A 25189-nucleotide genomic window follows, 5' to 3' on the forward strand; every position below is an offset into this window, starting at 1 on the left:
AATCCTGCTGTGCTTTGACGCTTCGCGCCGCGGCTCAGCGCTGGCGGGTCGCCGCCACGCCGATCTGGTCGGCCATGCGCACGAGGTCGGCCAGGGACCGGGCCTGCATCTTCTCCATCACCCGCCGCTTGTGGACCTTGGCGGTGATCTCGGTGATCCCGAGTTCGGCGGCGATCTGCTTGTTCATCAGGCCGCCGATGGCGCAGCGCATCACGTCCCGTTCGCGCGGGGTCAGGGATTGCAGGCGCTCGGCTAGTGGTCTGAGTTAGAAGTTCTGTTGCAGATTTTGAGCTTGCACCTACGTGTGGGGGATGTCCGCACGGAGGTGACCGATGGCCCGTGGTCCAAAACCTGCTCCTCTCCATTTGACTGAGGACGAGCGCACGCGCCTAGCGGGGCTCATCCGCCGTCGCAATGTCGGCCAAGCCTTGGCTCAGCGCGCGCGGATCGTGCTGGCCTGCGCCGAGCCGGGATCGACCAACAGTGGCGTTGCCCGTGATCTCGGCGTCAGCCGGATGAGCGTCACGACGTGGCGCGCCCGTTTCCTCGCTCATCGCCTCGACGGCCTCGTCGACCTGCCCCGCTCCGGTGCGCCACGTGCCGTCACGGACACGGCCATCGAAGGGATGGTCACCCTCACGCTGGAGAGCCAGCCAGAGAACGCCACCCACTGGTCGACCCGCGCCATGGCCCGGCGGGTCGGCATGAGCCAGAGCATGGTCTCGCGAGTCTGGCGTGCCTTCGGGCTGCAGCCGCACAAGACCGACACCTTCAAGCTCTCGACCGATCCCGCCTTCGTCGACAAGGTCCGGGACGTGGTCGGCCTCTACATGGCTCCGCCGCATCGTGCCGTGGTGCTGTGCGTCGACGAGAAGCCGCAGATCCAAGCGCTGACGGGCACGGCCCCCGTGCTGCCGATGCGGCCCGGCCAGCCGGAGCGCCGAACTCACGATTATCGTCGCCAGGGTACGACCGACCTGTTCGCCGCCCTCGACGTCCAGGCCGGGACGGTGATCGGCCACTGCACAGGCCGGCACCGTTCGGTCGAGTTCCGCGACTTCCTCGATCAGATCGAAGCGGCCGTCCCAAGCGATCTCGACGTGCACCTCGTGCTCGACAACGCGGCCACCCACAAAACCAAGCTGATCCACGACTGGCTCGTGAAGCGTCCGCGTTGGCACCTTCATTTCACGCCGACGTCCGCATCATGGCTCAATCTCGTCGAGGGTTGGTTTGCCCTGCTCACCCGTCGACGTCTGCAGCGTGGTGCCTTCCAACAGACCAGCGATCTCGAAGCTGCGATCCACGCCTACATCGCTCAGACCAACACCGATCCAAAGCCCTTCGTCTGGACCAAACCCGCTGATGCGATCCTCGCAAGCGTCGGACGCTTCTGTCAGAGAACTTCTAACTCAGACCACTAGGGCCTCCTGGGCGCGGCGGCTCACCAGGGTCGCCGCATCGGCTTCGAGGGCCCGGTGCACGGCGTCGAGCAGGACCTCGGCCACCACCGGTTTGGTCAGGAACTCCATCGCGCCGCCGCGCATCGCCCGCACCGTCATCGGGATGGTGCCGAAGCCGGTCAGGAAGATGATCGGCACGGTGCTGCCGGCCGAACGCAGGGCTTCCTGGACCGAGAGGCCGTTCTCCCCGGCAAGACGAACGTCGAGGAGGATGCATTCCGGTGCGGTCCGGACCCGCGTGGCGGCGAGTGCGGCAGCATCTCCATAGCCGACCGCAAGCAATCCGCTCGACCGGCACAGGCGCATCAGCGCGCAGCGCAGGGCCGGATCATCATCGACGATATGGACGGTCGCTTCGGACATCTTTCAGAGGGATGCGAATACACGAGGCTGGCTTACAAGATACGGACCAACCCGGTGCATCATCTGCGGCTTGGCCCCTGCTGATCTTGGCCGTCTGCCTATCACGGGTTGCGTGCGTTGCCGAGGACGCTGCCCAGGCAACGTTCGAACTGCTCGGCGTCGAAGGGCTTGGCGAGGTAGGCGAAGGCCCCGGAGGCCAGGGCCCGCGCGCGGCTGGACTCGCTGGGATAGGCCGTCATCACGATGACGGGCAGCGTCGGCCGCCGCAGGCGCAGGAGGCGCAGGAGGTCGAGGCCGCTGAGGCCCGGCATCTGCACGTCGGTGACGACGACGGCGATCCCGGCATCGTCCGCCGCGCTCAGGAGCGGCTCGGCCCCCGCGAAGGAAGCCGGGGCGTAGCCGAGGGAACGGGCGAGCCGCGACAGGGCCGAGCGGATCGCCGGGTCGTCGTCCACGATGGCGACGACGGGCGCGCGCGGCGCCGTGTTCCGGGCGGACGGATCTCCGGCGGCGGCCTCAGGCATGAACGGGGCCGGCGACCGGCAGGCTGAAGTGGAAGGCGGCCCCGCCCCCGGGCGCGGCATCGGCCCAGATGTCCCCGCCATGGGCGTCGATGAGGTTGCGACAGATCGCGAGGCCCATGCCCATTCCGCCCGCCTTGGTCGAGTGGAACGGCTCGAAGATGCGGGCGCGCCGCTCGGGAGCGATGCCGGGGCCGGTATCGGTGACGTCGACCGTCACCGCGTCGCCCGTGGCCCGGATCGTCACGGTGACGTCGCGGGGTCCGTCCCCCTCCGCCATCGCCTGGGCGGCGTTCAGGAGGAGGTTCACGAAGACCTGCTGCACGCCGATCGCGTCGGCGTCGATCCAGGGGATGTCTCCCTCGGCCGCGATGTGGACGGCGGCCCGGTGCAGGCGCAATTCCCCCTCGACGAGCAGGTTCGCGTCGCGGGCCGCCTGGAGGAGGTCGACGGGGGCGGAGGCGCGCGGGGCGTTGCCGAGATAGGACCGGGTCCGGGCGATCACGTCGCGGGCGCGGGTCGCCTCGGTGACCACGTCGTCCAGCGCCGCCGCGGCCTCGCCGATCTCAGGCACCGGGCGGCGAAGCCAGCGGGCGGCGGCCTGCGCGTTGGCGAGGATCGCCGCCAGGGGCGAATTCACCTCATGGGCGATGGAGGCGCTGAGCGCCCCCACGGTGGTGATGCGGGAGGCGCGCGCGAGGGCGGTGTCGGCCAGGGCGAAGCGCGTCTGGGCCTGCTTGAAGGCGGTGACGTCGAGGGCCGTCACGACGATCTCGGAGAAACCCGCCAGGTCCCGGGGCAGCATGGCGGTGAACAGCATGTCGATTTCGCTCCCGTCGGCGCGCACCACGTGGGCTTCCGAGCGGAAGAAGCGGTCGCCCCGGCCGAAGGCCACCAGCCACTGCACGAAGGTCTGGTCGGTGTCCGGTAGCAGCCGGTCCAGGGCCCCCAGATAGGCCTCCTTGCCGGAGGCACCCGTCTCCTCGACCGTGAAGCCGTTCACGTCGGTGACGATGACCCGCCGGCGCAGGGCGCGCAGCGCCTCCGGCCGGCTGGCGAAATGGGATTCGATGTCCACGATGCCGGCACGGCGCAGGGCTATCACCGCCTCGCCCGCCGCCGTCCAGTCCTCGCGCCACATCGAGATGCCGGACCGTTCGAAGATGGCCTCCAGGCGCGTCTCGCTGGTCCGGTGGCGCTGCGCCCCCCGGGCCGCCAGGGCGAGGGCCGCGCCCCCGGCCGCGATGGCGAGCCCGATGAACACGACGGTCCATGCCCCGCCCCGGGCCGCGGCGGCCCAGCCCGCGAGGCCGGCGAGGCCCATGGGGGGCAGGATCAGCAGGGCCGCCGTCCCGACGGCCGCCGCCCGGGCCCGGCTCCGCCCCGGCGGCGCGGCCAGTATCCAGGCCGGCAGGTCGTCGATGCCCAGGGGTCCCTCATGGGCCGAGGCGGAGGCGCGGCTCGGCCAGCGGGAGAAGACCTGGCGCGACAGCGTCTGTCGCGAGAAGGTCGGGCGTGAAAACCGTTGCCGCGAGAAACCGTGCCGCATGCACCTCATCCACCGGGGCCCGCCAGGGTAGCGGGTCCGCGCCCGGGGGTCTCCGATACACCTGTATAATGGCGCGCCCGGCGCATGGATTGCACGTTGCGGGCATGGATCTGCACCGGCACAGCGCCCACAAGTTTCCCAATGCCGGCCTGCTTGCGACTTCCAGGGGCCGGCAGTGGCAGGGCGTCGCGGCGGAGCTGCGCTCGCATCCGGCCGGCGACCTGCCGGCGATCGTGCCGACCCAGATGGAGATCACCCTGGCGACCCGCCGCATCCCGGGAGCGCATGTCAGCCGCAAGGGCGCCGGTCTCCGCCAGCGGACGGCGGTCGAGGCGGGGACGATTTGGCTCTGCCCCGTCGGCGTCGGGGAGGACGACATCAACATCTCGGCCCCGCTGACCGAGATCCTGCACATCTACCTGCCGGCCGAGCGCTTCACGGCCCTGGCGAACCTCTACGGTGATGACCGCATCCGCGCCGACACCGTGCGCTACCTCGCCGATGTGCCGGATCCGTTGATCCGCCAGATCGGGTTGTCGATCCTGAGCGAGCTCGTCCGGGAATCCTCGGCAGGCCGGATGATGGTGGAGGCTGCGGCCCTCGCCCTCACGGCCCGGGTGGCCCAGGCCTACGGGCACGATCGTCCGGACGGCACCGATCCGGTCCGCGGCGACCACGCGTGTCCGGAGCGCATCCAGCGGGCGATCGCCTTCATCCGGGACAATCTCGACCGCGACCTCAGCGTCACCGAACTCGCCGCCGCCGCCTGCCTGAGCCCGTTCCACTTCGCGCGCCTGTTCAAGCGCGTCACCGGCAGGACGCCCTATGGCTTCGTCAGCGCCGAGCGGCTGGCGCGCGCCCGCCGGCTCCTGGCCGAGCGCAAGCTGCCGCTGGTGGATGTCGCCCTCTCGTCCGGATTCTCGAGCCAGGCCGCCTTCAGCACAGCCTTCAAGCGGGTGACGGGCTGCACGCCGGGGGAATACCGGCAGCTTTCGCCCTGAGGCGCCGGGCAAACAGCAGGATCGCGTAACGGCCGGAGCAAGTCCGCGAAAGACCGTTGCCGCGCCCTGCCCGCATGGTGTCCTCACCTGAAGATCCGGTGTGGAGACGAGGATGCATCGGTCAGCCGACACCCCTGCCGCCCGGATCGCGCTCCGCCCGCTGCCGCACAGCCGGCGGCCTGCCCAGGAGCCGGGGCTGCGCCCGCGCACGGTCGAACCCAAGCGGGAGCCCCGGCCTGACCTCGAGCGGGAGCCCCGTCCCGAACCCCTCCGCCTGACGCGTCCGCCGGATGCCGAGACGGACGGCATCGTGGTCTTCGATCCCCGCGCGGCCGGGTGCCCGGCGGCCCCGCAAATCCAGATCTACGGCGAGGGGCTGCTGATCCGCGCGCTGCTCACCGGCGACGGGGGCGGGGCGGCCGGCGGTCCATTCCGCTCCGCCCCCGAGCGCGTCTGCGCCAGCACCGTGACGCTCCTCGACCATCGCATCCGGCCCCCCGCCGCCGGCCGGGGCAGTGGGGTACAGGTCTGGCTGTCGCGCCGGATTCTCGCCGAGATCGCCGAGAGCATGGGCCTCGTGGACATCGATCCGCTGGAGGCCCTGAAGCCGGTCGACGGGAAGGTCCTGGTCGACCCGACGATCCACGACCTCGCCGCCAGCGCCGCCGCCACCCTCGATCGGCCGGATCGCGGCGCGGCCGTCTTTCGCCTGCAGATCGGCCGGGCCATCGGGGCGCATCTCATCGGGTTCCATGCCGATCCGGGCCTCACCGCCGAGCCCAAGCGGGGCGGCCTCGCCCCCTGGCAACTGCGCCGCGCCCAGGACCGGCTGCGCACCGAGCTGGGCGATACGCCGAGCCTCCCGGCCATCGCGGCGGCGTGCGGCCTCTCCGTGAGTCATTTCGCCCGGGCGTTCCGCCAGTCGCTCGGGGTGTCGCCCCATGCCTGGCTCGTGCGTCAGCGCATCGCCCGGGCCAAAAGCCTGATGCGCGGGCGCGGCTCGTCGCTGGCCGAGATCGCCCTCGCCTGCGGGTTCGCCGACCAGAGCCACTTCACCCGCGTCTTCGCCCGCGAGGCGGGCATGAGTCCCGGCCGCTGGCGCCGGATGGTCGAGTCGGACGAGCCGGACAGGGATCGCAGGGATGCCCCGGCGTGCCGGCGCCCAGTCGGGAAGGGGTTCGTCGGGAAGGAGCCTTGTCGGGAAAGGACCCTGGCGTGAGCGCGCGGGCGGCCCCATGATCGCGGAACCACAGGGCGGTCCCGGCACGCCGTGCACGGCCCGGACGGCGACACGAGGCAGCGAGGCGCGGACATGAACAGTCCCCTGCAGCAGGACGAGACCCGCCGCTTCGCGCGGGCGCAGCTGCGTGGAGAGATGCTGGATTGGCTCCTGGCCGGAACCCGGGGGGAGCGCTTCCTCGACGACATCTTCGTGGCGTTCTGCTGGCGCCTGCGCGAGGCGGGGATTCCGGTGGCGCGGGGCACGATCCACCTGCGGACGCATCATCCCCTCTGGCTCGGAACCCGCATCCTCTGGCGGACCGGCGCGGCGGCGGCGGAATTGCAGAACTTCGAGTACGGCATCGTCGACACCGACTCGTTCAAGCTCAGCCCGGCCGCCGAGATCTTCAACGGCGCGGAGCGGGTCCGCAAGCGCCTGGAGGAGCCGGCGCAGCCGGCGACGGATTACGGGATCTACAGCGATCTGCGCGCAGAGGGCCTGACCGACTACGTCGCCTGGCCGCTGCACTACACCCTCGGCAAGAGCCACATCGTCACCTTCTCGGCCGATCGGCCCGGCGGGTTCGCGCCCGACGACCTCGACCTCCTGGCCTCGCTCCTGCCCGCCCTGTCGGTGGTGACGGAGGTCCGGCACAAGAACCGCCTCACGCGCCTGCTCCTCGATACCTATGTCGGGCCGCATGCCAGCGAGATGATCCTCAACGGGGCGACCCGGCGCGGCAGCGGCGTCACCGTCGAGGCCGCCATCATGGTCATCGACCTGCGCGGCTTCACCGAGATCTCCGAGCTCTGGCCGCGCGACGACGTCATCTCGCTGCTCAACGACTACTTCGACGCGATCTCCCTGCCGATCGAGCGGCACGGGGGCGAGATCCTGAAGTTCATGGGCGACGGCCTGCTGGCGATCTTCCACCTCGACACGCCGGCCGCCTGCACCGCCGCGCAATCCGCCGCCTGGGAGGCGCGCGCCGCCATGCGGGCGCTCAACACGGCGCGGGCCGAGCGCGGACAACCGCGCCTCGGCTACGGCATCGGCGTCAATGTGGGCGCGGTGATGTACGGCAATATCGGCTCGCGCTCGCGCCTCGACTTCACGATCATCGGGCCCGCCGTGAACGTGGCGGCCAGGCTGGAAAGCCTGACCAAGGTCCTCGACGTCAGCGTGCTGTTCTCGGCCGCCTTCGCGGCCCGCTCCGGCGACGGGCACCGGCTCGTGCCCCTCGGGACCTTTCCCCTGCGCGGTGTCGGCGATCCCCTGGAGGTACTGGCCTTCCCGGACGACGCGGAAACCGACATGTGACGCCGCGGCCCGTCCGCCGACGGGACCGGTCGCGAAGACCAGGCCGTCCCGGAAACGAGAAAGGCCAGCCTCGCGGCTGGCCTTCGGACGGTCGCAGCGGGATCGAGGCCGCCGCTTACGCGCCGCTGCTTACTCGGCGGCGGTCATTTCGGGCGAGAAGTGACCGCACCAGTCGGCCGCGCCGACCACCGGCCACAGGCCGTGATCCGACGGACCCGGCTGGTTCACCGGCGGGTTGAACCGGCACAGGCCCTCGTCGGCCGCCGCGGCGGCGCCGTTGACCTTGTGCTCGTCGAAGAACTTGCAGCTCTCGCACTTCGCGTTCGCCATGTCGGTGATCTCCAGCCTGCGCGGCTCGGCGCCGCTTCCACTTACGAATTAGAACAGATCCAATGTAGACGTCAACCGTCTTGTGGCGGCGCGGTTCCCTGCGGGCGGCCGGGATCGAAGCCGCGAGACCCGGCGCCGCGCTCTAGGCGGCGTCCGAGCGTATTCCGGCGGGTCGCGCTTTGGCCTATCAGGCCCGCATGTCCACCACGCCCGTCGCCCCCGACGACATCGCCCACGTCATCCAGATCGCCCTGGCGCCGGCATTCCTGCTGACGGCCCTCGCGACCCTGCTCAACGTGTTCTCGACGCGCCTCGGCCGCGTCGCCGACAAGGTCGATGCCGCGGCCGCCGGGCTGCGGACCGCCGACCCGCGCGAGGCCGTCCGCCTCTCCCGGCAATTGTCGTATCTGCGGCGGCGCTCCTTCATGCTGGACGCCGCCGTGGTCCTGGCCTCCACCGGCGCGGTGATGACCGGGATCGCCGTGCTGACCCTGTTCGTCGGGGCCTTGCGCGATGCCGCGACCGCCTCGATCCTGTTCGCCTGCTTCGGCGTGGCGCTGGTCTGCACGGTGGTCGCGGTCTGCGCCTTCCTGGCCGAGATCCTGATGGCGGGGCGCGGCATCCGGGACGAGGTCGACCGCCAGCAGGAACATGCGGGGGAACGGGGCGCGTCCTGAGCCGCGCGAACGGGTCTCGCGGCCCACGAGGGGCTGGCGTGCGCGCGAGCGGTCTCGATCATCGGGCCGCACCCTGATACGCGCCAATCCGCCGGCAGGGATGGGACGAGGTCCGATGAGCGTCGAGACAGTGAAGGCGGATGTGGTCGTCATCGGAGGCGGCATGGTCGGGCTCGCCTCGGCCATCGCCCTGCGGGACCGGGGCCTCGACGTCCTGCTCTGCGATCCCGGGGAGGCGCGGGCCCGGACCTCCTACGGCAATGCCGGCGTGATCAGCCGGGGCTCGATCTTCCCGATGTCGAGCCCGGCCCTCTGGGCCAAGCTGCCGACCTACCTGCGCAACGCCGATCGCGGCCTGCGCCTGCGCCACACCCACGTCGCCCGCGTCCTGCCCTGGACGGCGCATTTCCTGGCCTCCGCCCGGACCTCTGCCTGGGAGCGGGCCGCCGCGTCCCTGCTGCCGCTGACGAACGCGGCGCTGCCCGCGCACCTCGCCCTGGCCGAGCGGGCGGGCGCCGGCCACCTGCTGCGCCGCTGCGGCTGGATCAAGCTCTACCGGACGCATGCCGCCTTCGCCGGCGCGGCCCTGGAGCGCGCGATCCTGGGGCGGCACGGGGTCTCCTTCGAGCTCCTCGACCCGGACGATATCCGCGCCGCGGAGCCGGCGCTGATCCGTCCCTACGCACAGGGCATGCTCCTGCCGGAGACCGGCGCCGTCAGCGATCCGGGCGGGCTGCTGGAAGCCTATCAACAGCTCTATCTCGGGCTCGGCGGACGAACGCTCCGGATGGTTACGACGAGCCTTTCGCCCGAGGGGGAGGGCTGGTGCGTCCAGCACGAGGGCGGCACGGTGCGGGCCCGCCAGGTCGTCCTGGCGGCGGGCGCCGCCTCCGGCGAGATCGCCCGCGGCCTCGGCTACCGCTTCGCCTTCGCGGCGGAGCGCGGCTACCACGCCCACTACGCCCTGCATCCCGACAGCCCGCCGCTGACGCGCCCGGTCCTCGACACCGGCGCCGGCTCGATCATCGCGCCGATGGGCGAGGGACGCGTGCGCGTCCTCTCCGGCGTCGAACTCAATGCCCGCGAGGCGCCCCCGGACTATCTCCAGATCGAGGCCGCCGCGCAGGAGGCGGGCGGAACGCTGCGCCTGGGCGCGTCCCTGGACAACCGACCCTGGATGGGCGCGCGCCCCTCCACGCCGGACGGCCTGCCGGTGATCGGGCCGGCGCCCCGGCATCGCGGTCTGATCTTCGCGTTCGGCCACGGCCATATCGGCCTGTCCACGGGGCCGATCACGGGGCGCCTGGTGGCCGATCTCGCCACCGGCGCCGCGCCCGCCATTCCGGTGGCGCCCTTTGCGCCGGAGCGCCTCCTCGGCTGGCCGCGGTGGAACCCGGCGCGGGCGCGCGCACGCGCCGATTGACGCCTCACGCGGGAGGCGGCATGCCGGGAGATCGCGCCAATCCCTCGTTCGCGGACAACGGTCTCCATGCGCCTGAGTGTTCGCCTCGACGGGGGCATGTGCCGCCGTTGGCACCTCCGGCTGATCGAACGCCTCCTGCGCCGCCCCGGGCTGTCGGTGTCCCTCGACCTCACGCCGGGTCCGGGGGCGCTGCCGCCGAACGCCGCGCTGCTGTTCCAACTCGAGGCGATGCTGCGCCGGCTGCCGCGCACCGGGCCGGCCCTGCGGGTCGAGCGCGCCGATCTCCAGTCTCGCGCGTCACCGGCCGGGCCAGCCCCCGACCTGATCCTCGACCTCTGCGGCGACGCGGTGGGCCCGGCGGGCGTCCCGGTCTGGCGCCTCGCCTTCGACGGGGCCTGCGGCGAGGCGGCCCTGCTCGCCTCGCTGCTGGCCGGGCGGCCGCCCGTGGTCAGCTTAGTTGAGGCCGGGCGGATCGTCGCTTCCGGGCGGGTCGGGACCGAGGCGCTGGGCGTCATGCTCACCGCCTTCGAGGATGCCCTGGTCCGGACCACGAGCCTGATCCTGGCCGCCCTCGGCGGAGCGGGGCCGCGGCTCGCGCCCGATGGCGTTCCGATCCCGGGCCCGGCGCCGACCGGCTTCACGGCCGCCGCCCTCACGGTTCGCGCCGCCCGCACCTGCGCCCGGATGGCCGGCCGCCGGCTCTACGCCCTCTGCACCTGGGCGCCCCATTGGCGGGTCGGCTGGCGTCGGCTCGACGGTCCCGACCTCATCGACCTCCAGGCCCATCCGGAGACCGGCTGGCACGCCCTGCCCGACGACGGGCGCCGCTTCTACGCCGATCCGTTCCCGATCGCCGATGCCGCCGGCACGGTGCTGTTCGTCGAGGATTACAGCCATGTCCTGCAGAAGGGCGTGATCTCGGCTGTGCGGTTCGGCGCCGACGGTCCCCTCGGGGCGCCGGTGCCGGTGCTGGAGGCCGCCCACCACCTCTCCTACCCGTTCGTCTTCGCGGAGGAGGGGGCCTACTGGATGGTGCCCGAGAGCGGCGCCACCGGAACCCTCGACCTCTACCGCGCCACCGCCTTCCCCGGCGGCTGGGTGAAGGAGGCGACCTTGATCGCGGGACTGAACGCCAGCGACCCGACCCTCCTCCGGCACGACGGCCGCTGGTGGCTGTTCGCGACGGTGCGGGACGACGGCGAGCATGATGGCCCCTTCGCCGCCTGGGGGTCGAATTCCGACAGCCTGCACCTCTGGTCCGCGCCGGATTTCCGGGGGCCGTGGACGCCGCATCCCGCGAATCCGGTGCTGGTCGACGTCGCCGCCGCCCGGTCCGGCGGGCGCATCGTCGCGCGGGACGGCGCGCTGTTCCGCCCGGTGCAGGATTGCCGCGAGAGCTATGGCGGCGCCCTCGGTCTCGCCCGCATCCGGCGCCTCGACCCGGAGGGCTATGCCCAGAGCGTGGAGATGATCCTGCGCGCGGGGCCGCGCTTCCCCGGTACGGGCCTGCACACCCTCAACCGGACGCAGCATTTTGAATTCATCGACGGCGCCGGACGCGTGCGGCGACGCTTCCGCACCGGGCCGGCGCGCGCTTCCGAAACCTGACGTTTCGCAGCCACTTACGTCATCACGGACATTTTAATCTTGCCCCAGGAACAAACGCGGGTGCCCACGCTTGTGCCACCGCTGGTGGGGGCAGGGCGTCCGGTCCCCCGCGAGCCCGATCTCACATCGTCCTGCTCGAACGTCCGGAAGGGCCCCCTCATGGCCGAGCCGCTCTCCTCCCGCACCACTACGATGCGAAATCCCTCGACCCGCGCCCTGCGTGGCCTCGATGCCCTCAACTTCTTCCTCGCCGACGTCCGCGACGGCCTCGGCCCCTACCTGGCGATCTACCTGATCGCGGTGCGCGGCCCGGACCAGGGCTGGAACGAGGCCACCACCGGCCTGATCATGACGATTGCGGGCATCGCCGGCCTCATCGCCCAGACACCGGCGGGGGCGCTGATCGACCGGACCAACCACAAGCGCGCCATCGTCATCGCCGCGGCCGTGGCGGTGACCGTGAGCTGCCTCGTCCTGCCCTTCATCACGAACTTCTACGTGGTGGCCGCGACCCAGTCGGTGGCCGGCATCGCGGGAGCGATCTTCCCGCCGGCCCTGGCCGCCATCACTCTCGGCGTCGTCGGCCCGAAGATGTTCGCCAAGCGCATCGGCCGCAACGAGGGCTTCAACCATGCCGGCAATGCCGCCTCGGCGGCGATCGCGGGCGGAACGGCCTACTTCTTCGGACCGATCGTGGTGTTCTGGCTGATGGCCCTGCTGGCCGTGTGCAGCATCGGCGCCATGCTGATGGTGCCGGCGGATGCCATCGACGACGACATCGCCCGCGGCCTCGACCAGACCGAGACCCAGGCCCGCGCCGAGGGCCAGGAGGAGCCCTCGGGCCTCACGGCGCTCCTGAAGAACAAGTACCTGCTGCTCTTCGCGGTCCTGGCCGCGCTGTTCCACCTCTCGAACGCCGCGATGCTCACCTCGGTGGGCCAGCTGCTCACCAAGCTGTCCGGCAAGGACAACGCCACTTCGCTGATCGCGATCTGCATCGTGGCCGCGCAGCTGGTCATGGTGCCGGTGGCGGTGTTCGTGGGCGCCAAGGCGGACGCGATCGGGCGCAAGCCGATCTTCCTTGCGGCCTTCGGCGTCCTGGCGATCCGCGGCGTGCTCTACACCCTGTCCGACAACCCGTTCTACCTCGTGGGCGTCCAGCTCCTCGACGGCGTCGGCGCCGGCATCTACGGCGCCCTGTTCCCCGTGATCGTCGCCGACCTGACCCGGGGGACCGGACGCTTCAACGTCTCGCAGGGGGCGGTCGCCACGGCCCAGAGCCTGGGCGCGGCGCTCAGCGCGACGCTCGCCGGCGTGATCATCGTCTCGGCGGGCTACTCCACAGCGTTCCTGTCGCTGGCGGCGATCGCGGGTCTCGGTTTCGCCCTCTACCTGTTCGCGATGCCGGAGACGCGGGGCTACGAGCCCGGCCGCTCCGGTGCCGATGGCGGTGGCCTGACCCCCGTTCCCGTCGCGGCGGCCTGATCCGCATGAGCGCCACCGACGACATCCTCGCCTTCGCGCATATCGGCGACCTGCACCTGACCGAGGCGGACGCCGACAACGCCCGCGACCTCCACGCCATCGTGGACCAGATCAACGCCGTGGACGGGCTCGATTTCGTCTACGTGCCCGGCGACAACGCCGACAACGGCGCGCCCGAGCAGTACGCGCTGGTCCGGGCCGAACTCGATCGCCTGCGTCGCCCGGTCCACGTCATCACCGGCGACCACGACATGGAGAGCGGGAGCCTCGAGGCCTTCTATGCCGGCCTCGGCGCGCCGCAGCTGCCCTATGCGGTGACGGTGTCGGGCACCCGCTGCCTGTTCCTCGACATGTGCGGGCCGGGCTCCGGCGGGCCGGATTTCCGCCTCGGCGCCGAGCAGCTCGCCTGGCTCCGGCGGGAGGTCGAGGCGGCCGAGGCCGAGGGGCACGATTGCGCCCTGTTCATGCATAGCTACCCCGCCGACCTGACGGGGGAGGGCGAGGCTGCGGCGGTCGCCGAACTCGTGCACCGCTCGCGCATCCGCCTCGTCGAGATGGGGCACACCCACTACAACGAGCTCGCCAATGACGGGCGGACCATCTACGCGGCTACCCGCTCGACGGGGCAGATCGAGGAGGGGCCGGTCGGCTACACCATCGCGGCGATCGACCGGGGCGTGGTGAGCTGGCACTTCAAGGAACTGGCGCAGGGCTGGCCGTTCGTGATCGTCACTGCGCCGGCCGACCGGCGCCTCGCCCATGCCGAGGATCACATCGTCTCGGGCTCCACCGAGATCCGCGCCCTGGTGCTCGGCGCCGGCCGCATCGCCGTCTGCGAATTCAGCATCGACGGCGGTCCCTGGCGCCCGATGCGGCGTGCCGAGGGCGAGCGGCGCTTCCGCGCCACCGTCGACTGGCCGGCGGGCGCCGGGCGTCTCACGGTCCGGGCGCAGGATGCCGAGGGCGGCGTCAGCGAGGACCGGATCGAGCCGGCCGGCGATGCCGGTGCCCTGGTCACCTCCAAGGGCCTGGGCAGCGACGCCGATTCCGTCGGGACCTGGCCGGACCGGGGCATCCTCGGCACCCAGCTCGGGCCGAACCGCAACGGGCGCCATTGGTGAGGCGCACCCGCCTCGCCTGACTTTTTCTCGATCGAAGGACGCCGAGCCCGATGGGTGCGCTGACGCTGACCCCGAACCTCGTCACATGGGCGATCGCCGCCGTGGCCACCCTGGGGGTGATCACCCGTCCGTTTTCCTGGCCGGAGGCGATCTGGGCGGTACTCGGGGCCGCGGCCCTCGTGGTGTTCGGCCTGATGCCGGCCGGGACCGCCTGGGAGGGCGTCCTGAAGGGCACGGACGTCTACCTCTTCCTCGTCGGCATGATGCTGATGTCCGAGGTGGCGCGGAAGGAGGGGCTGTTCGACTGGCTCGCCGGCATCGCGGTGCGGGCGGCCAAGGGCTCGGCCACCCGCCTGTTCACCCTGATCTACGCGGTCGGCACGGTGGTGACGGTGTTCCTGTCCAACGACGCCTGCGCGGTGGTGCTCACCCCGGCCGTCTACGCCGCCACCAAGGCCGCCAAGGTCGAGAACCCGCTGCCCTACCTCCTGATCTGCGCCTTCATCGCCAACGCGGCGAGCTTCGTGCTGCCGATCTCGAACCCGGCCAACCTCGTGGTCTTCGCCGAGCACATGCCGCCGCTGACGCAGTGGCTGGCCATGTTCGCGCTGCCCTCGGTGCTCGCCATCGTCGCCACCTACGCCACCCTGCGCCTGACCCAGAATTCCGTCCTGCGCGACCAGCAGGTCGCCACCGATGTCGAGGCCGTGCACTTGTCGCGGACCGGGCTCGTCGCCGGCCTCGGCATCGTCGCCACCGGCGGCGTGCTCATCGGCGCCTCCGCCCTGGGACTCGATCTCGGCCTCCCGACCTTCGTGGCCGGCGGCCTCACCACGGCCGCGGTGTTGCTGATGAAGCGCGGCGGCCTCGTCGAGGTCGCCAAGGACGTGTCCTGGAGCGTGCTGCCCCTGGTCGCCGGCCTGTTCGTGCTGGTCGAGGCCCTGGAGAAGACCGGCGTCCTGCGGATGATCGCCGATGCGCTCAAGCAGGCGGCCTCCGCCTCGCCCGTCGAGACCGCCTGGGGCGCCGGCACCCTGATCGCGGTGCTGTGCAACCTCGTCAACAACCTCCCGGCCGGCCTCATCGCGGGCGCCGCCGTGCAGACCGCCCACGTGCCCGACAAGGTCGCGGGTGCCGTGTTGATCGGCGTCGACATCGGCCCGAACCTATCGGTGACGGGCTCGCTCGCCACCATCCTGTGGCTGACCGCGATCCGCCGCGAGGGCCAGGACGTCGGCTTCTGGCGCTTCCTCAAGCTCGGGCTGCTCGTCATGCCGCCCGCGCTGCTGCTGGCGCTGGCCGGCCTCCTCCTCGTCTAGTTCCCACGCGTCCTCAGCCCGAAGTCTTCGGCCCGAAGTCCTCAGCCCGAAGTCTCCGGTCGAAAATCCCTCAGCCCAAGGTCCCCCGTGAACGCCGCACTGCTCTATCCCTTCATCCTCGTCGCAGGCGTCCTGCAGGCGCTCGGCAACTCGATGAACGCGCAGCTGCGCGGCCGGCTCGTGAATCCCTGGCTCGCCGCCTCGGTCTCGTTCCTGCCCATCGTGTTCGTGTTCGCCACGCTGTTCCTGGTGATGCCGACGCCGCTTCCGACCCTGGAGACCCTGGGCAAGATGCCCTGGTACGCGCCCCTCGGTGGCGTCGCCGGCGCGGTGGCGGTGTTCGGCGGGCTCGCCTTCATCGACAAGGTCGGCGCCGGGCCCTTCAACGGGCTGACCCTCACGGCCAACATCCTCGCTTCCCTCGCCATGGATTCCTTCGGCCTGTTCGGGCTCCAGGGCGGCGGCTTCAAGCTGATGCCCTGGCTCGGCGGGCTGCTGATGGCGATCGGCGTGTTCTTCATCGCCCGCACCACCGCCGACACCGGCGGCGACAAGGACGGCGGGCACGGCCTCAACCCGAAGCTGCTCTACCCCTTCATCGTCATCGCCGGCATCCTGCAGGCCGTCGGCGTCGTCTGGAATTCGCAGCTGCGCGGCGCCCTGGTGAACCCCTGGCTCGCCGCCACCGTCTCCTTCCTGCCCGTCGTGTTCGTCTTCGTGCTGGTGTTCCTCGTGCGTCCGACGCCGCTGCCGACGCGCCAGGACGTGTCCGGCGTGCGCTGGTGGATGCCGCTGGCCGGCATCACCGGGGCCGTGGCGGTGTTCGGCGGCCTGCTCTTCGTCGACAAGGTGGGGGCGGGCGCCTTCAACGGGCTCCTCATCACCGCCAACCTCCTGACCTCGGTGGCCCTCGACCATTTCGGCTGGGTCGGCATGAAGCAGGTCAAGGCCGGCCCCGCCCGTCTCGGCGGCGCCGCCCTGATGGTCGCCGGTATCGTCCTGATCTCGGTGTTTTGAGCGGCTCGTACGTATTCGAAAACGCGAAGCTTGAGGACAAGCGGTTGCAGCCGCCGGGAAACGTTGGCCTTTTCGGCGCCCGGCGTGCTAAACCTCCGACGATCCCGCCCGGAGCCGATCCGCGTCAAGGGTGTGTGGACAGCCTCTCGTGCCGCCCGATTGCCGTCTCCCGGCCGAGTCCGGCACGCGTCACGACCTGATCGGTCACCGAACTCCGGCGCCCGGACCGCCCACGCGGCCGCGCCGACGGGTATCTGCGACGCCGCGCCGAGCGCGTGCGGGAGGGTTCAAGGACAGGAATGCGATGAGCGACGAGACCGACGCCCGGACCCGATCCGAGGAGCGCGCCGAGCGGGCCGAGCGGATGGCCAAGGAAGGCGCCCAGGCCATGGCCGAGCATCTCGCCTCGGTGAAGGCCGTGGACGAGCGGACGGTGAAGCTGCGGGCCCTGCGCCTCGCCAAGGAGGCCGCCGACGCCGAGGCGAAGGCCGCCGCGCCGCCGCCCGCGCCGAAGCGCAAGCGGTCCTGAGACGGCCCGGCGGAGGAGAAGCCATGGCATTCGATCGCTCCCGTCGACCGAGCGACCCGCGACAGGCCGCCGAGGCGGCCTTCAAGGCCGCCACCACCAAGCCGGTCGAGACGGCCAAACCGGTCTCGGCCACACCGGCAGCCCCGGCTTCCGCCGTTCCCGGCGCCCGGGAGATGGTCAGCCTGCGCCTCGACCGCGCCGTCCTGGAGCATTTCCAGAAGGACGGCCCCGGCTGGCAGGACCGCATCAACGCGGCGCTGAAGGCCGCCGCCGGCCTTTGAGTCAGGCGGCGGATCGCCTCAACGCCGCAGGACCGGTTCGGTCGATGGCACCTAGCCGAAGCCGCCCCGCTTCAGCCGCATCACGGTGCGGTCGAGGGCACCAAGGAACGCGGAGCGGTCGCGGGCCGAGAACGGCTTCGGCCCGCCGGTGATCGCACCGGCCTCGCGCAGGTCCTGCATCAGGTTGCGAGTGGCCAGCGCCATGCCGATGCCGCTCTCGCTGAACGGCTTGCCCGTGGGTGCGAGCACCTCGGCGCCGGCCTTCACGCAGCGGCTGGCCAGGGGCACGTCGGCCGTCACGACGATGGCGCCGGGCCGGGCCCGCTCGGCGATCCAGTCGTCGGCGGCGTCGAACCCATCGCTCACCACCACCCGTTCGATCCAGGGCTCCCGCGGCAGGGCCAGGAGGCTGTTGGCCACGACGTAGACGTGCAGTCCGTAGCGGCCCGCGACCCGGTAGGTCTCGTCCTTCACCGGGCAGGCATCCGCGTCGATGTAGACGACGATGGTGCGGGCGTTGTCGGCCTCGCTCATTGTGCCGCGACCGCGTGCGGGGGCACGCCGGACTCCACCGTCTCCGTCCCGACCCGCTCCAGGGTCGAGACACTGAGGGGCTGGCCGCGCCCGCGCAGGGCGTGGGCGCCGAGGGCCCGGGCGCGGATGCCCGCGGGCAGGCGGGTGATCCGGGCCAGCAGGTCGTCGGAGACCAGGATCTCGGTGCCGAGGGGCCGGCACAGGGATTCGATGCGCGCGGTGACGTTCACGGCATCGCCGAAATACGCGATCTTGTGCCGGTCGACCCCGACTTCCGCCGTGACGATCGCGCCCCCGTGCAGGGCCGCGCGCAGGCGCGGCACGGTGCCGAACCGCGCCATCCAGGCCTCGGATTCCGCGTCCAGGCGGTCCATCACGTCGAACACGCAGGCGACGCAGCGGGCATCCTTCAGGCCGCGGGCCATCGGCCAGGTGATCATCGCCATGTCGCCGATATAGTCGTCGATGGAGCCGGCATTGCGCCGGACCGGCTCGGCGAGGGCTGCGAAGACCGCGCCGAGATAGGCCTGGGCCTTCAGGTCGCCGTGCGTCTCGGCGAAGGCGGTCGATCCGACGACGTCGAGGAACAGGAAGATCCGCTCCTCCCGCACGGGCTGGTGGTAGCGCCCGACGAGAAAGTTTACGAACACCTCGCCGCCGATGAGGTCGCGCATGCGGATGACGAAGACGAGCATCGCCGAGACCGCGAGGCAGTAGGCCAGCACCCGCGGGGTGATCCGCACCGCGTGGCTGAGGTCGTCGTCGGTGAGTCCGAGGGCCCAGACCAGCAGCCCGCCCAGCGCGATGCCGGCGGCGATCATCAGCACGTAGGCGAACTCGGCCGCGGGCACGTAGAATTTCGCCGGCATCCGGCGCATCCGCGCCTGCAGGCCGCCCAGGATCATGCCCCGGTCGAAGGCGAGCGTCGTGCCGCCCACGGCGAGACCGTAGGTCAGGCCGGCGAGGGGCGTCGCGCCCCCGGCGAACAGCACGTTGTAGAGCAGGCCCGCGCCGCCGCAGGCGATGAGGATGAGGAGCCAGAACCAGCGGTGCTGCGGCAGCATCAGCGGCGTCCCCCGTGCGGTGTCCCGGCGGGGGCCGGCGGCGGCGATCCGGCAGGGGTGGGGGAGAGTGCAGCGCTGCGCAACGGATTGGCCCCTTCGGGGAAGGGTCCGGAGGCGGCGCAGCCCCTTGGCGCGCCGAGCTTCGAACCCCGTCCTGATCATCGCCCCATGATGGCGCGAGTAAGGCCAAGGTGACGCAGGCCGGCGGATCGGGGACCGGTGTGGCCGCCATGCGTTGCCTGGGGAGATCACCATCTTGGGAGCGCGGCGGATGCGGAGCAGGACTTTCGGTGCGGCGGGGCCGGCGGTGCCGGTCATCGGACAGGGCACGTGGCACCTCGACCAGGCGGATCACGCCACCGCCCGCGCGACGCTGCGGGCGGGCCTCGACGCCGGCCTGACGCATATCGACACCGCCGAGATGTACGGCGAGGCCGAGCCCCTGGTGGGCGAGGCCATCGCGGGCCGGCGCGCTGAGGTGTTCCTGGTGTCGAAGGTGGTGCCGGGCAATGCCAGCCGGGCCGGCGTAGTCGCCGCCTGCGAGCGCTCGCTGAAGCGCCTCGGCACCGATCATCTCGACGCCTACCTGCTGCACTGGCCCGGCCGCGTTCCGCTGGAGGACACCATCGCGGGCTTCTCCGCCCTGAAGCAGGCGGGCAAGATCCTGTCCTGGGGGGTGAGCAACTTCGACGTCGCCGATCTCGACGAGGCCCTGGCGATCGCGGGGCCGGGCGAGATCGCCTGTAACCAGGTGCTCTACCACCTGCAGGAGCGCGCCATCGAGCACGCGGTGCTGCCCTGGTGCCGGCGCAACGGGGTCGCCCTGGTCGGCTATTCGCCCTTCGGCAGCGGCGACTTCCCCGAGCCTCGGAGCCCCGGTGGCCGGGTCCTCGCCCGCCTGGCGGAGGCGCATGGCACGACCGCCCGGGCCATCGCCGTCGCGTTCCTGACACGGGAGGAGGGCACCTTCACCATCCCGAAGACGGCGCGGCCCGAGCGGGCCCGGGAGAACGCGGCGGCGGGGGGCATCACGCTGACGCCGGAGGATTGTACCGCCCTCGAGGCAGCCTTCCCGCGCGGCCCGCGCCCGCGCAGCCTGCCGATGCTGTAGCGCCCCGGGCGAAGTTGTGGCCAATGGCCGGGGATGATCCGGGGCCGACGGTCGGCGCCGGATCTGTGTGAGGAGTGCGAGCGATGGTGCGATGGCTGGGTGCGGTCGTCCTCGGCCTGTGCTGCCTCACCGGGAGCCCGGCGCTGTCCGAGGAGTCCGAGCGCGACACGCGCAATCCCGACCAGCCCAACGGCGAGACCCTGACGATCGACGAGAAGGGCATCACCCTGCGCTTCCCGGATGTCGCCAAGCTGCGCATCGGCGGCAAGCTGCAGCTCGATTACGGCGCGGCCGCCATCCGGCAGGCCGGTTTTCCCGAGCCCTTTCCGGAGAACTTCGCAGTGCGCCGGGCCTGGATCGAGAGCTACCTGACCCTCGGCAAGAGCCTGGAACTCGCCTTCCAGTACGATTTCGCCGACCCGATGCGGCCGATCAACGACGCGGCCGCCGCCTATACGGGCCTGGAGGACACCCTCCTGACGGTGGGCAACATGAAGGAGCCCTTCAGCCTCGACCAGTTGACCGGCGACAACACCACCCTGTTCACCGAGCGCTCGCTCGCCGACGCCTTCGCGCCGGCCCGCAACTTCGGCTTCGCCCTGGGCCGCCACGGGGAGGACTGGACGGTGGTCGCCAGCGTCTTCGGCGGCAACGCCAATTCCGGGGTGGGCAGCGAGGGCGTGGCCGCCACGGGGCGCGCCACCTACGCGCCGATCCGCGAGGACGACCGGGTTCTGCACCTCGGCCTCGCCGGGAGCTTTCGCGACCTGCCCCGCGATGGGCAGGGACTGTCGCTGTCGAGCCGGTCCGAAGCCTTCCTGTATCAGCGCAACTTCGTCGATACCGGCGACATCCGCGACGCGTCGGGCATCCGCCGCATCGGCCTCGAAGCGGCCTATCGCGACGGCCCGTTCCTGGTCCAGGCCGAGTACATCCGCACGGAGGTGGAGCGCTTCGGGGGCGCCCGCACGGTCGGCTTCCAGGGCGGCTACGTCCAGGCCAGCGTCATCCTCAACGGCAAGGGGCGCGCCTACAAGCTCGCCCCCGATTACGGCGCCACCTACGCGGTCTTCTCCGGCGTGCAGGTGGCGGAGTCCGACCGGGTCTCGCGGGGCGGGATCGGCGTGTTCGAACTCGGCACCCGCTTCAGCGCCATCGACCTCGACGATGCCGGCATCCGCGGCGGCATCGAGCGCGACGTGACGGTCGGGCTCAACTGGTATCCCGACCGCAACATCCGCGTGGTCGCCGACTACGTCCGCTCGCATACCAGCCCGTCGGCGGTGCAGGGCGGCCGCACGATCGATGCGGACAGCTTCATCGGGCGGTTTCAGCTCTACTGGTAGGCGGCCCGACGCCTCCGAAGCCCGTTGGGCAGGCTTGCGGCCGGCCCCCGGGGCGGTGCTACGATGCATGGGCAGGCCGGGCCGCGCCCGGCGATCCGGGTCGGCGTGACGATCCATGGAACGCACGGAAGTCCTGATCGTCGGCGCCGGGCCCACGGGCCTGGTCCTCGCCCTCTGGCTGACACGGCTCGGCATCCGCGTCCGGATCGTCGACCGGACGGAGGGACCCGGCACCACCTCCCGGGCGCTCGGCATCCAGGCGCGCACCCTCGAACTCTATCGTCTCCTCGGCCTCGCCGACGCGGTCGTCGGCGCGGGGCACCGGGTTCCGGCCGTCAACGTCTGGGCCGCCGGCACGAAGCGCGCCCGCGTGGCCTTCGCGGCCGACCCGCGGGACCCGACGCCCTATCCCTTCCTGCTGATCTACCCGCAGGACGCGCACGAGCGGCTCCTGATCGATCGCCTCGCCGCGGTCGGGATCCGGGTCGAGCGAGAGACCGAACTCGTCGGGTTCACGCAGGACAGGGCACGGGTCGTCGCCACCCTGCGCACGGCCGAGGGCGCGCAGGTCCAGGTGGCGGCCGCCTACCTCGCCGGGTGCGACGGCGCCCGCTCGACGGTGCGCGAGTCCCTGGGGATCGGGTTCCCGGGCGGCACCTACGCATGCGTCTTCTACGTCGCCGACATCGCGGCGGAGGGCCCGGCCATCGACGGGGAGATCCATCTCAACCTCGACGGGGCCGCCGATTTCCTCGCCGTGTTCCCCCTGGCGGAGCGGGGGCGGGCGCGCCTCGTCGGAACGGTGCTCGACGATCACGCCGGCCGCCGCGAGCCCCTCACCTTCGACGATATCGCCGCCACCGCCCTGGAGCGGCTGCGGATCGTGCCGCGGACCGTGAACTGGTTCTCGACCTACCGGGTGCATCACCGGGTCGCCGACCGCTTTCGCGACGGGCGCGCCTTCCTGCTCGGGGATGCCGGGCACATTCACAGCCCGGCCGGCGGGCAGGGCATGAACACGGGCATCGGCGACGCGATGAACCTCGGCTGGAAGCTCGCCGCCTGCCTCCGGGGCCGGGCCGACGACGCTTTGCTCGACACCTACGAGACCGAGCGGATCGGCTTTGCCCGGCGTCTCGTCGCGACGACGGACCGGGTGTTCACCCTGGCGACGTCGGAGAGCCGGTTGGCGCGGCTCGGGCGGACGACGCTCGCGCCCCTGCTGGCGCCGCGCATCGCGGCGTCACCGGCCCTCCGGCGCTTCCTGTTCCGAACGATCTCGCAGATCGCCCTGGCCTACCGGCACAGCGCCCTCAGCGCCCTGCGGGCGGGCCGGGTCCATGGCGGGGATAGGCTGCCCTGGGTGCCGGGCGCGGAGGCGGACGGCTCGGACTGGCAGGTGCGGATCCACGGGGCGGCGGCGCCGGACCTGACGCGCTGGTGCGCGCAGCAGGGTCTGCGCCTGCAGGTCTTCGCCTGGAGTCCGGAGGCCGAGCGCGTGGGCCTCGCCCGGAATGCCCTCTACCTCGTGCGGCCCGACGGCTACGTGGCCCTCGCCGATGCGGAAGCCTCCGTCCCGACGCTGGCCGCCTTCCAGGCGCAGCACGGGCTGACCTGGAGCGTCGACCGCTGACACGGCTCCGGCTGGAAGGGCGCCGGACCCGACCCCGCGGGGGATCAGCCGGCCCGGGAGCCGGCGCTACTCGCCGACCCCGAACAGCTTCTCGAGGAAGTTGCGGTCGTCCTGGCTCGGGCCGCGGCTCGCATCCGCGTGGCGGGCCGCCGGGCGCGGCGGAGCGGCGGCCTGCGGCTCGCCCAGGAGGGCGCCGATCAGGCCGCCCGGGGTGCTGTTGGTGACGGCGGGCTCGGACGGGCCGCGGTTGCGCCAGCGGTTGGCGCCCGGGAGCATCACCGGGCTCTGGCCCTTCAGCGCCACGGTCATGTAGGCCTTCCAGATCTCGCCCGGCAGGTTGCCGCCCGAGACCTTCTTCGTCGGCTCGCCGTCGTCGTTGCCGAGCCAGACGCCGGTCACGAGGGTGGCCGAGTAGCCGATGAACCAGGCATCGCGAAAATCCTGGCTGGTGCCGGTCTTGCCGGCGAGGTCCCAGCCCGGAACCTCCGCCTTCTTGGCGGTGCCGGTGACGAAGGTCTCGTGCATCATCGCGTTCATCATCGAGACCGCATTGGCGTCGATGACGCGGCCGAGACCGCCGTCCTTGCGCTTGTAGAGCACCTTGCCGTCGGCGCTCTTCACGCTGGCGATGATGTAGGGGATCACCCCCGTGCCGCCGTTGGCGAAGGCGGCGTAGGCGCCCACCATCTCCAGGGGGGTGACCTCCGAGGTGCCGAGCGCGATCGAGCCGTTGGCCTGCAGCGGGGAGGAGATGCCGAGGCGCTGGGCCGTCTGCACCACGGTCCTGGGCCCGACCTCCTGGCCGAGGCGCACCGCCACGGTGTTCAGGGAGAGCGCGAGGGCGTCGCGCAGGGTCACCGGGCCGCGGTAATCCCGGGAATAGTTCTCCGGGCTCCAGCCCTTGATGCTGATCGGGGCGTCCTCCCGCACGGTGTCGGGGGTCAGGCCGTGCTCGACCGCCGCGAGGTAGACGAAGGGCTTGAACGACGAGCCGGGCTGGCGCTTGGCCGTGGTGGCGCGGTTGAACTGGCTCTGGGCATAGTCGCGCCCGCCCACCAGGGCGCGGATCGCCCCGTCCGGCTTCATCGAGACGAGGGCGCCCTGGGCGACGTTGTAGCGGCCGCCCTTCTGGTTCAGCTCGTCCACCAGCGCCTTCTCGCCGGCGCCCTGGAGGCCGGTATCGACGGTGGTGGCGATGACGATGTCGCTCTCGAACTTCGGCACGAAGTCGTCGAGGACGTCCATGACGAGGTCGGCGACGTAGTTGGCCGAGCCGCCGCCGCGCACGCCGGCGGGCCGGGCCGGGCTCGCCAGGGCCAGCTTGACCTCGGCGGGCTTGGCGAAGCCGAGCTCCTCCATGGCGGCCAGCACCTGGGCAGCGCGGGCCTGGGCCGCCGGCAGGTTGCGGTTCGGGGCCAGGCGCGAGGGCGCCTGGACGAGGCCGCCGAGCATCGCGGCCTCCGCGAGGGTCACGGATTTCGCCGGCTTGCCGAAGTAGCGCTGGGCCGCGGCCTCCACGCCGTAGGCGCCGGCGCCGAAATAGACGCGGTTCAGGTAAAGCTCGAGGATCTCGTCCTTGCTGTACTTGTGCTCGAGCCAGAGGGCGAGGATCGCCTCCTGGATCTTTCGCGACGCCGAGCGCTCGGGCGTCAGGAACAGGTTCTTGGCGAGCTGCTGCGTCAGGGTCGAGCCGCCCTGGGAGACGCCGCGGCGGGTCACGTTCTGGGCGACCGCGCGGGCGATGCCGACGGGGTCGACACCGAAATGGCTGTAGAAGCGCCGGTCCTCGATCGCCACGAAGGCGCGCGGCAGGTAGGGCGGCAGTTCCTTGATGCCGACGACCCGGCCGCCGGTCTCGCCGCGATTGGCCAGGAGCGAGCCGTCGCTCGCCAGGATCGCGATGTTGGGCGGGCGCTTGGGTACCGCAAGCTGGTCGATCGGCGGCAGCTGCGAGGCGTGGTAGGCCACGAGCCCCGCGATGCCGATGACGCCCCAGAGGCCGAGGACGAGGACGCCGTAGACGAGCCGGCCGAGGATCGAGCGGCGGGCCCGGCGCGGCGCCTTGCGCAGCGCCCGTGATGGGGCGGGGGCACGGCTCTTCGCGCCGCGGCCGCCCTTCGAACCTGACTCGCCTCGTGCCACGCCGCCTCCCGCGCGATCGGCGCGCGAGAGCCGCAGGTCGAGATCGGCCGGGTCCCCGACGCGGCCCTCGGGCACGTCGAAGTTCGGCTCCCCCCTGCCTGCGCCGCCACGTCCCTTCGCCATGCGTCCC

General features: G+C 71.8%; 23 protein-coding genes and 1 pseudogene. 16 read left to right on the forward strand and 8 right to left on the reverse strand.

Annotated elements, in window-relative coordinates; translation table 11 throughout:
- Positions 1 to 34: 34 nt before the first annotated feature.
- A pseudogene (locus AC1MGR_RS05465) lies at positions 35 to 247 on the reverse strand (response regulator transcription factor); the annotation flags it as partial.
- Between the two features lie 85 nt (positions 248 to 332).
- Here AC1MGR_RS05465 and AC1MGR_RS05470 point away from each other — a divergent pair.
- Positions 333 to 1424 carry an IS630 family transposase gene (locus AC1MGR_RS05470; RefSeq protein ID WP_480232078.1) on the forward strand — a complete coding sequence of 364 codons (1092 nt, stop codon included), beginning with the start codon at positions 333 to 335 and terminating at the stop codon, positions 1422 to 1424.
- Here AC1MGR_RS05470 and AC1MGR_RS05475 read toward each other — a convergent pair.
- The 3 genes from AC1MGR_RS05475 to AC1MGR_RS05485 all read right to left on the reverse strand — a co-directional run bounded on the left by AC1MGR_RS05475 (position 1413) and on the right by AC1MGR_RS05485 (position 3896).
- A complete protein-coding gene (locus AC1MGR_RS05475; RefSeq protein ID WP_480233918.1) occupies positions 1413 to 1826 on the reverse strand; it encodes a response regulator transcription factor in 414 nt (137 codons plus the stop codon). The genes AC1MGR_RS05470 and AC1MGR_RS05475 overlap by 12 nt on opposite strands.
- A gap of 101 nt (positions 1827 to 1927) precedes the next feature.
- Positions 1928 to 2350: a response regulator gene (locus AC1MGR_RS05480; protein WP_480233919.1), complete on the reverse strand. Its 423-nt coding sequence runs from the start codon at positions 2348 to 2350 to the stop codon at positions 1928 to 1930.
- Positions 2343 to 3896 carry a sensor histidine kinase gene (locus AC1MGR_RS05485; protein WP_480233920.1) on the reverse strand — a complete coding sequence of 518 codons (1554 nt, stop codon included), beginning with the start codon at positions 3894 to 3896 and terminating at the stop codon, positions 2343 to 2345. The genes AC1MGR_RS05480 and AC1MGR_RS05485 overlap by 8 nt, the downstream gene beginning before the upstream one ends.
- A 104-nt stretch (positions 3897 to 4000) precedes the next feature.
- Here AC1MGR_RS05485 and AC1MGR_RS05490 point away from each other — a divergent pair, with 104 nt between their 5' ends.
- The 3 genes from AC1MGR_RS05490 to AC1MGR_RS05500 all read left to right on the forward strand — a co-directional run bounded on the left by AC1MGR_RS05490 (position 4001) and on the right by AC1MGR_RS05500 (position 7439).
- Positions 4001 to 4897 carry a helix-turn-helix domain-containing protein gene (locus AC1MGR_RS05490; RefSeq protein ID WP_181259603.1) on the forward strand — a complete coding sequence of 299 codons (897 nt, stop codon included), beginning with the start codon at positions 4001 to 4003 and terminating at the stop codon, positions 4895 to 4897.
- Positions 4898 to 5009: 112 nt separating this feature from the next.
- Entirely contained in the window at positions 5010 to 6116 is a 1107-nt protein-coding gene (locus AC1MGR_RS05495) for a helix-turn-helix domain-containing protein (protein WP_480233921.1), read from the forward strand.
- Between the two features lie 93 nt (positions 6117 to 6209).
- Complete coding sequence (locus AC1MGR_RS05500; protein WP_108035173.1) at positions 6210 to 7439, forward strand: adenylate/guanylate cyclase domain-containing protein; 1230 nt, start codon at positions 6210 to 6212, stop codon at positions 7437 to 7439.
- A gap of 129 nt (positions 7440 to 7568) precedes the next feature.
- On the opposite strand, the gene AC1MGR_RS05505 is transcribed toward AC1MGR_RS05500, so the two are convergent.
- Positions 7569 to 7769, reverse strand: coding sequence for a hypothetical protein (locus AC1MGR_RS05505; protein WP_108035172.1), 201 nt, complete (start codon positions 7767 to 7769; stop codon positions 7569 to 7571).
- Positions 7770 to 7966: 197 nt separating this feature from the next.
- Here AC1MGR_RS05505 and AC1MGR_RS05510 point away from each other — a divergent pair, with 197 nt between their 5' ends.
- The 9 genes from AC1MGR_RS05510 to AC1MGR_RS05550 all read left to right on the forward strand — a co-directional run bounded on the left by AC1MGR_RS05510 (position 7967) and on the right by AC1MGR_RS05550 (position 17229).
- On the forward strand, positions 7967 to 8446 hold the full coding sequence (locus AC1MGR_RS05510) for a DUF2721 domain-containing protein (RefSeq protein WP_480233922.1): 480 nt from the start codon (positions 7967 to 7969) through the stop codon (positions 8444 to 8446).
- 115 nt (positions 8447 to 8561) lie between these two features.
- Positions 8562 to 9869 (forward strand): NAD(P)/FAD-dependent oxidoreductase, encoded by a 1308-nt coding sequence (locus AC1MGR_RS05515; RefSeq protein WP_480233923.1) that lies wholly within the window; start codon positions 8562 to 8564, stop codon positions 9867 to 9869.
- A 66-nt stretch (positions 9870 to 9935) separates the two neighbouring features.
- A complete protein-coding gene (locus AC1MGR_RS05520; protein ID WP_480233924.1) occupies positions 9936 to 11477 on the forward strand; it encodes a glucosamine inositolphosphorylceramide transferase family protein in 1542 nt (513 codons plus the stop codon).
- A 159-nt stretch (positions 11478 to 11636) separates the two neighbouring features.
- Entirely contained in the window at positions 11637 to 12962 is a 1326-nt protein-coding gene (locus AC1MGR_RS05525; protein ID WP_480233925.1) for an MFS transporter, read from the forward strand.
- A 5-nt stretch (positions 12963 to 12967) separates the two neighbouring features.
- Positions 12968 to 14083, forward strand: coding sequence for a metallophosphoesterase family protein (locus AC1MGR_RS05530; protein ID WP_480233926.1), 1116 nt, complete (start codon positions 12968 to 12970; stop codon positions 14081 to 14083).
- A gap of 50 nt (positions 14084 to 14133) precedes the next feature.
- Positions 14134 to 15402 carry an arsenic transporter gene (locus AC1MGR_RS05535; RefSeq protein WP_480233927.1) on the forward strand — a complete coding sequence of 423 codons (1269 nt, stop codon included), beginning with the start codon at positions 14134 to 14136 and terminating at the stop codon, positions 15400 to 15402.
- Positions 15403 to 15489: 87 nt separating this feature from the next.
- A complete protein-coding gene (locus AC1MGR_RS05540; RefSeq protein WP_108035166.1) occupies positions 15490 to 16419 on the forward strand; it encodes a DMT family transporter in 930 nt (309 codons plus the stop codon).
- A gap of 304 nt (positions 16420 to 16723) precedes the next feature.
- On the forward strand, positions 16724 to 16948 hold the full coding sequence (locus AC1MGR_RS05545) for a hypothetical protein (protein WP_055956977.1): 225 nt from the start codon (positions 16724 to 16726) through the stop codon (positions 16946 to 16948).
- 23 nt (positions 16949 to 16971) lie between these two features.
- Positions 16972 to 17229: a BrnA antitoxin family protein gene (locus AC1MGR_RS05550; protein ID WP_108035165.1), complete on the forward strand. Its 258-nt coding sequence runs from the start codon at positions 16972 to 16974 to the stop codon at positions 17227 to 17229.
- 51 nt (positions 17230 to 17280) lie between these two features.
- On the opposite strand, the gene AC1MGR_RS05555 is transcribed toward AC1MGR_RS05550, so the two are convergent.
- Together AC1MGR_RS05555 and AC1MGR_RS05560 are read right to left on the reverse strand one after the other, a co-directional pair.
- A complete protein-coding gene (locus AC1MGR_RS05555; protein ID WP_480233928.1) occupies positions 17281 to 17763 on the reverse strand; it encodes a YaiI/YqxD family protein in 483 nt (160 codons plus the stop codon).
- Positions 17760 to 18827 carry an adenylate/guanylate cyclase domain-containing protein gene (locus AC1MGR_RS05560; RefSeq protein ID WP_108035163.1) on the reverse strand — a complete coding sequence of 356 codons (1068 nt, stop codon included), beginning with the start codon at positions 18825 to 18827 and terminating at the stop codon, positions 17760 to 17762. The genes AC1MGR_RS05555 and AC1MGR_RS05560 overlap by 4 nt, the downstream gene beginning before the upstream one ends.
- A 271-nt stretch (positions 18828 to 19098) precedes the next feature.
- Here AC1MGR_RS05560 and AC1MGR_RS05565 point away from each other — a divergent pair, with 271 nt between their 5' ends.
- The 3 genes from AC1MGR_RS05565 to AC1MGR_RS05575 all read left to right on the forward strand — a co-directional run bounded on the left by AC1MGR_RS05565 (position 19099) and on the right by AC1MGR_RS05575 (position 22917).
- Positions 19099 to 19938: an aldo/keto reductase gene (locus AC1MGR_RS05565; protein ID WP_480233929.1), complete on the forward strand. Its 840-nt coding sequence runs from the start codon at positions 19099 to 19101 to the stop codon at positions 19936 to 19938.
- An 83-nt stretch (positions 19939 to 20021) separates the two neighbouring features.
- Positions 20022 to 21284, forward strand: a complete 1263-nt coding sequence (locus tag AC1MGR_RS05570) for an OprO/OprP family phosphate-selective porin (protein ID WP_480233930.1) — start codon at positions 20022 to 20024, stop codon at positions 21282 to 21284.
- Positions 21285 to 21399: 115 nt separating this feature from the next.
- A complete protein-coding gene (locus AC1MGR_RS05575) occupies positions 21400 to 22917 on the forward strand; it encodes an FAD-dependent monooxygenase (RefSeq protein ID WP_480233931.1) in 1518 nt (505 codons plus the stop codon).
- A 66-nt stretch (positions 22918 to 22983) separates the two neighbouring features.
- Here the strand turns inward: AC1MGR_RS05575 and AC1MGR_RS05580 are convergent, their stop codons facing one another.
- Positions 22984 to 25182: a transglycosylase domain-containing protein gene (locus tag AC1MGR_RS05580; RefSeq protein WP_480233932.1), complete on the reverse strand. Its 2199-nt coding sequence runs from the start codon at positions 25180 to 25182 to the stop codon at positions 22984 to 22986.
- Positions 25183 to 25189 lie beyond the last annotated feature (7 nt).

The organism is Methylobacterium sp. BI1, assembly GCF_056680125.1.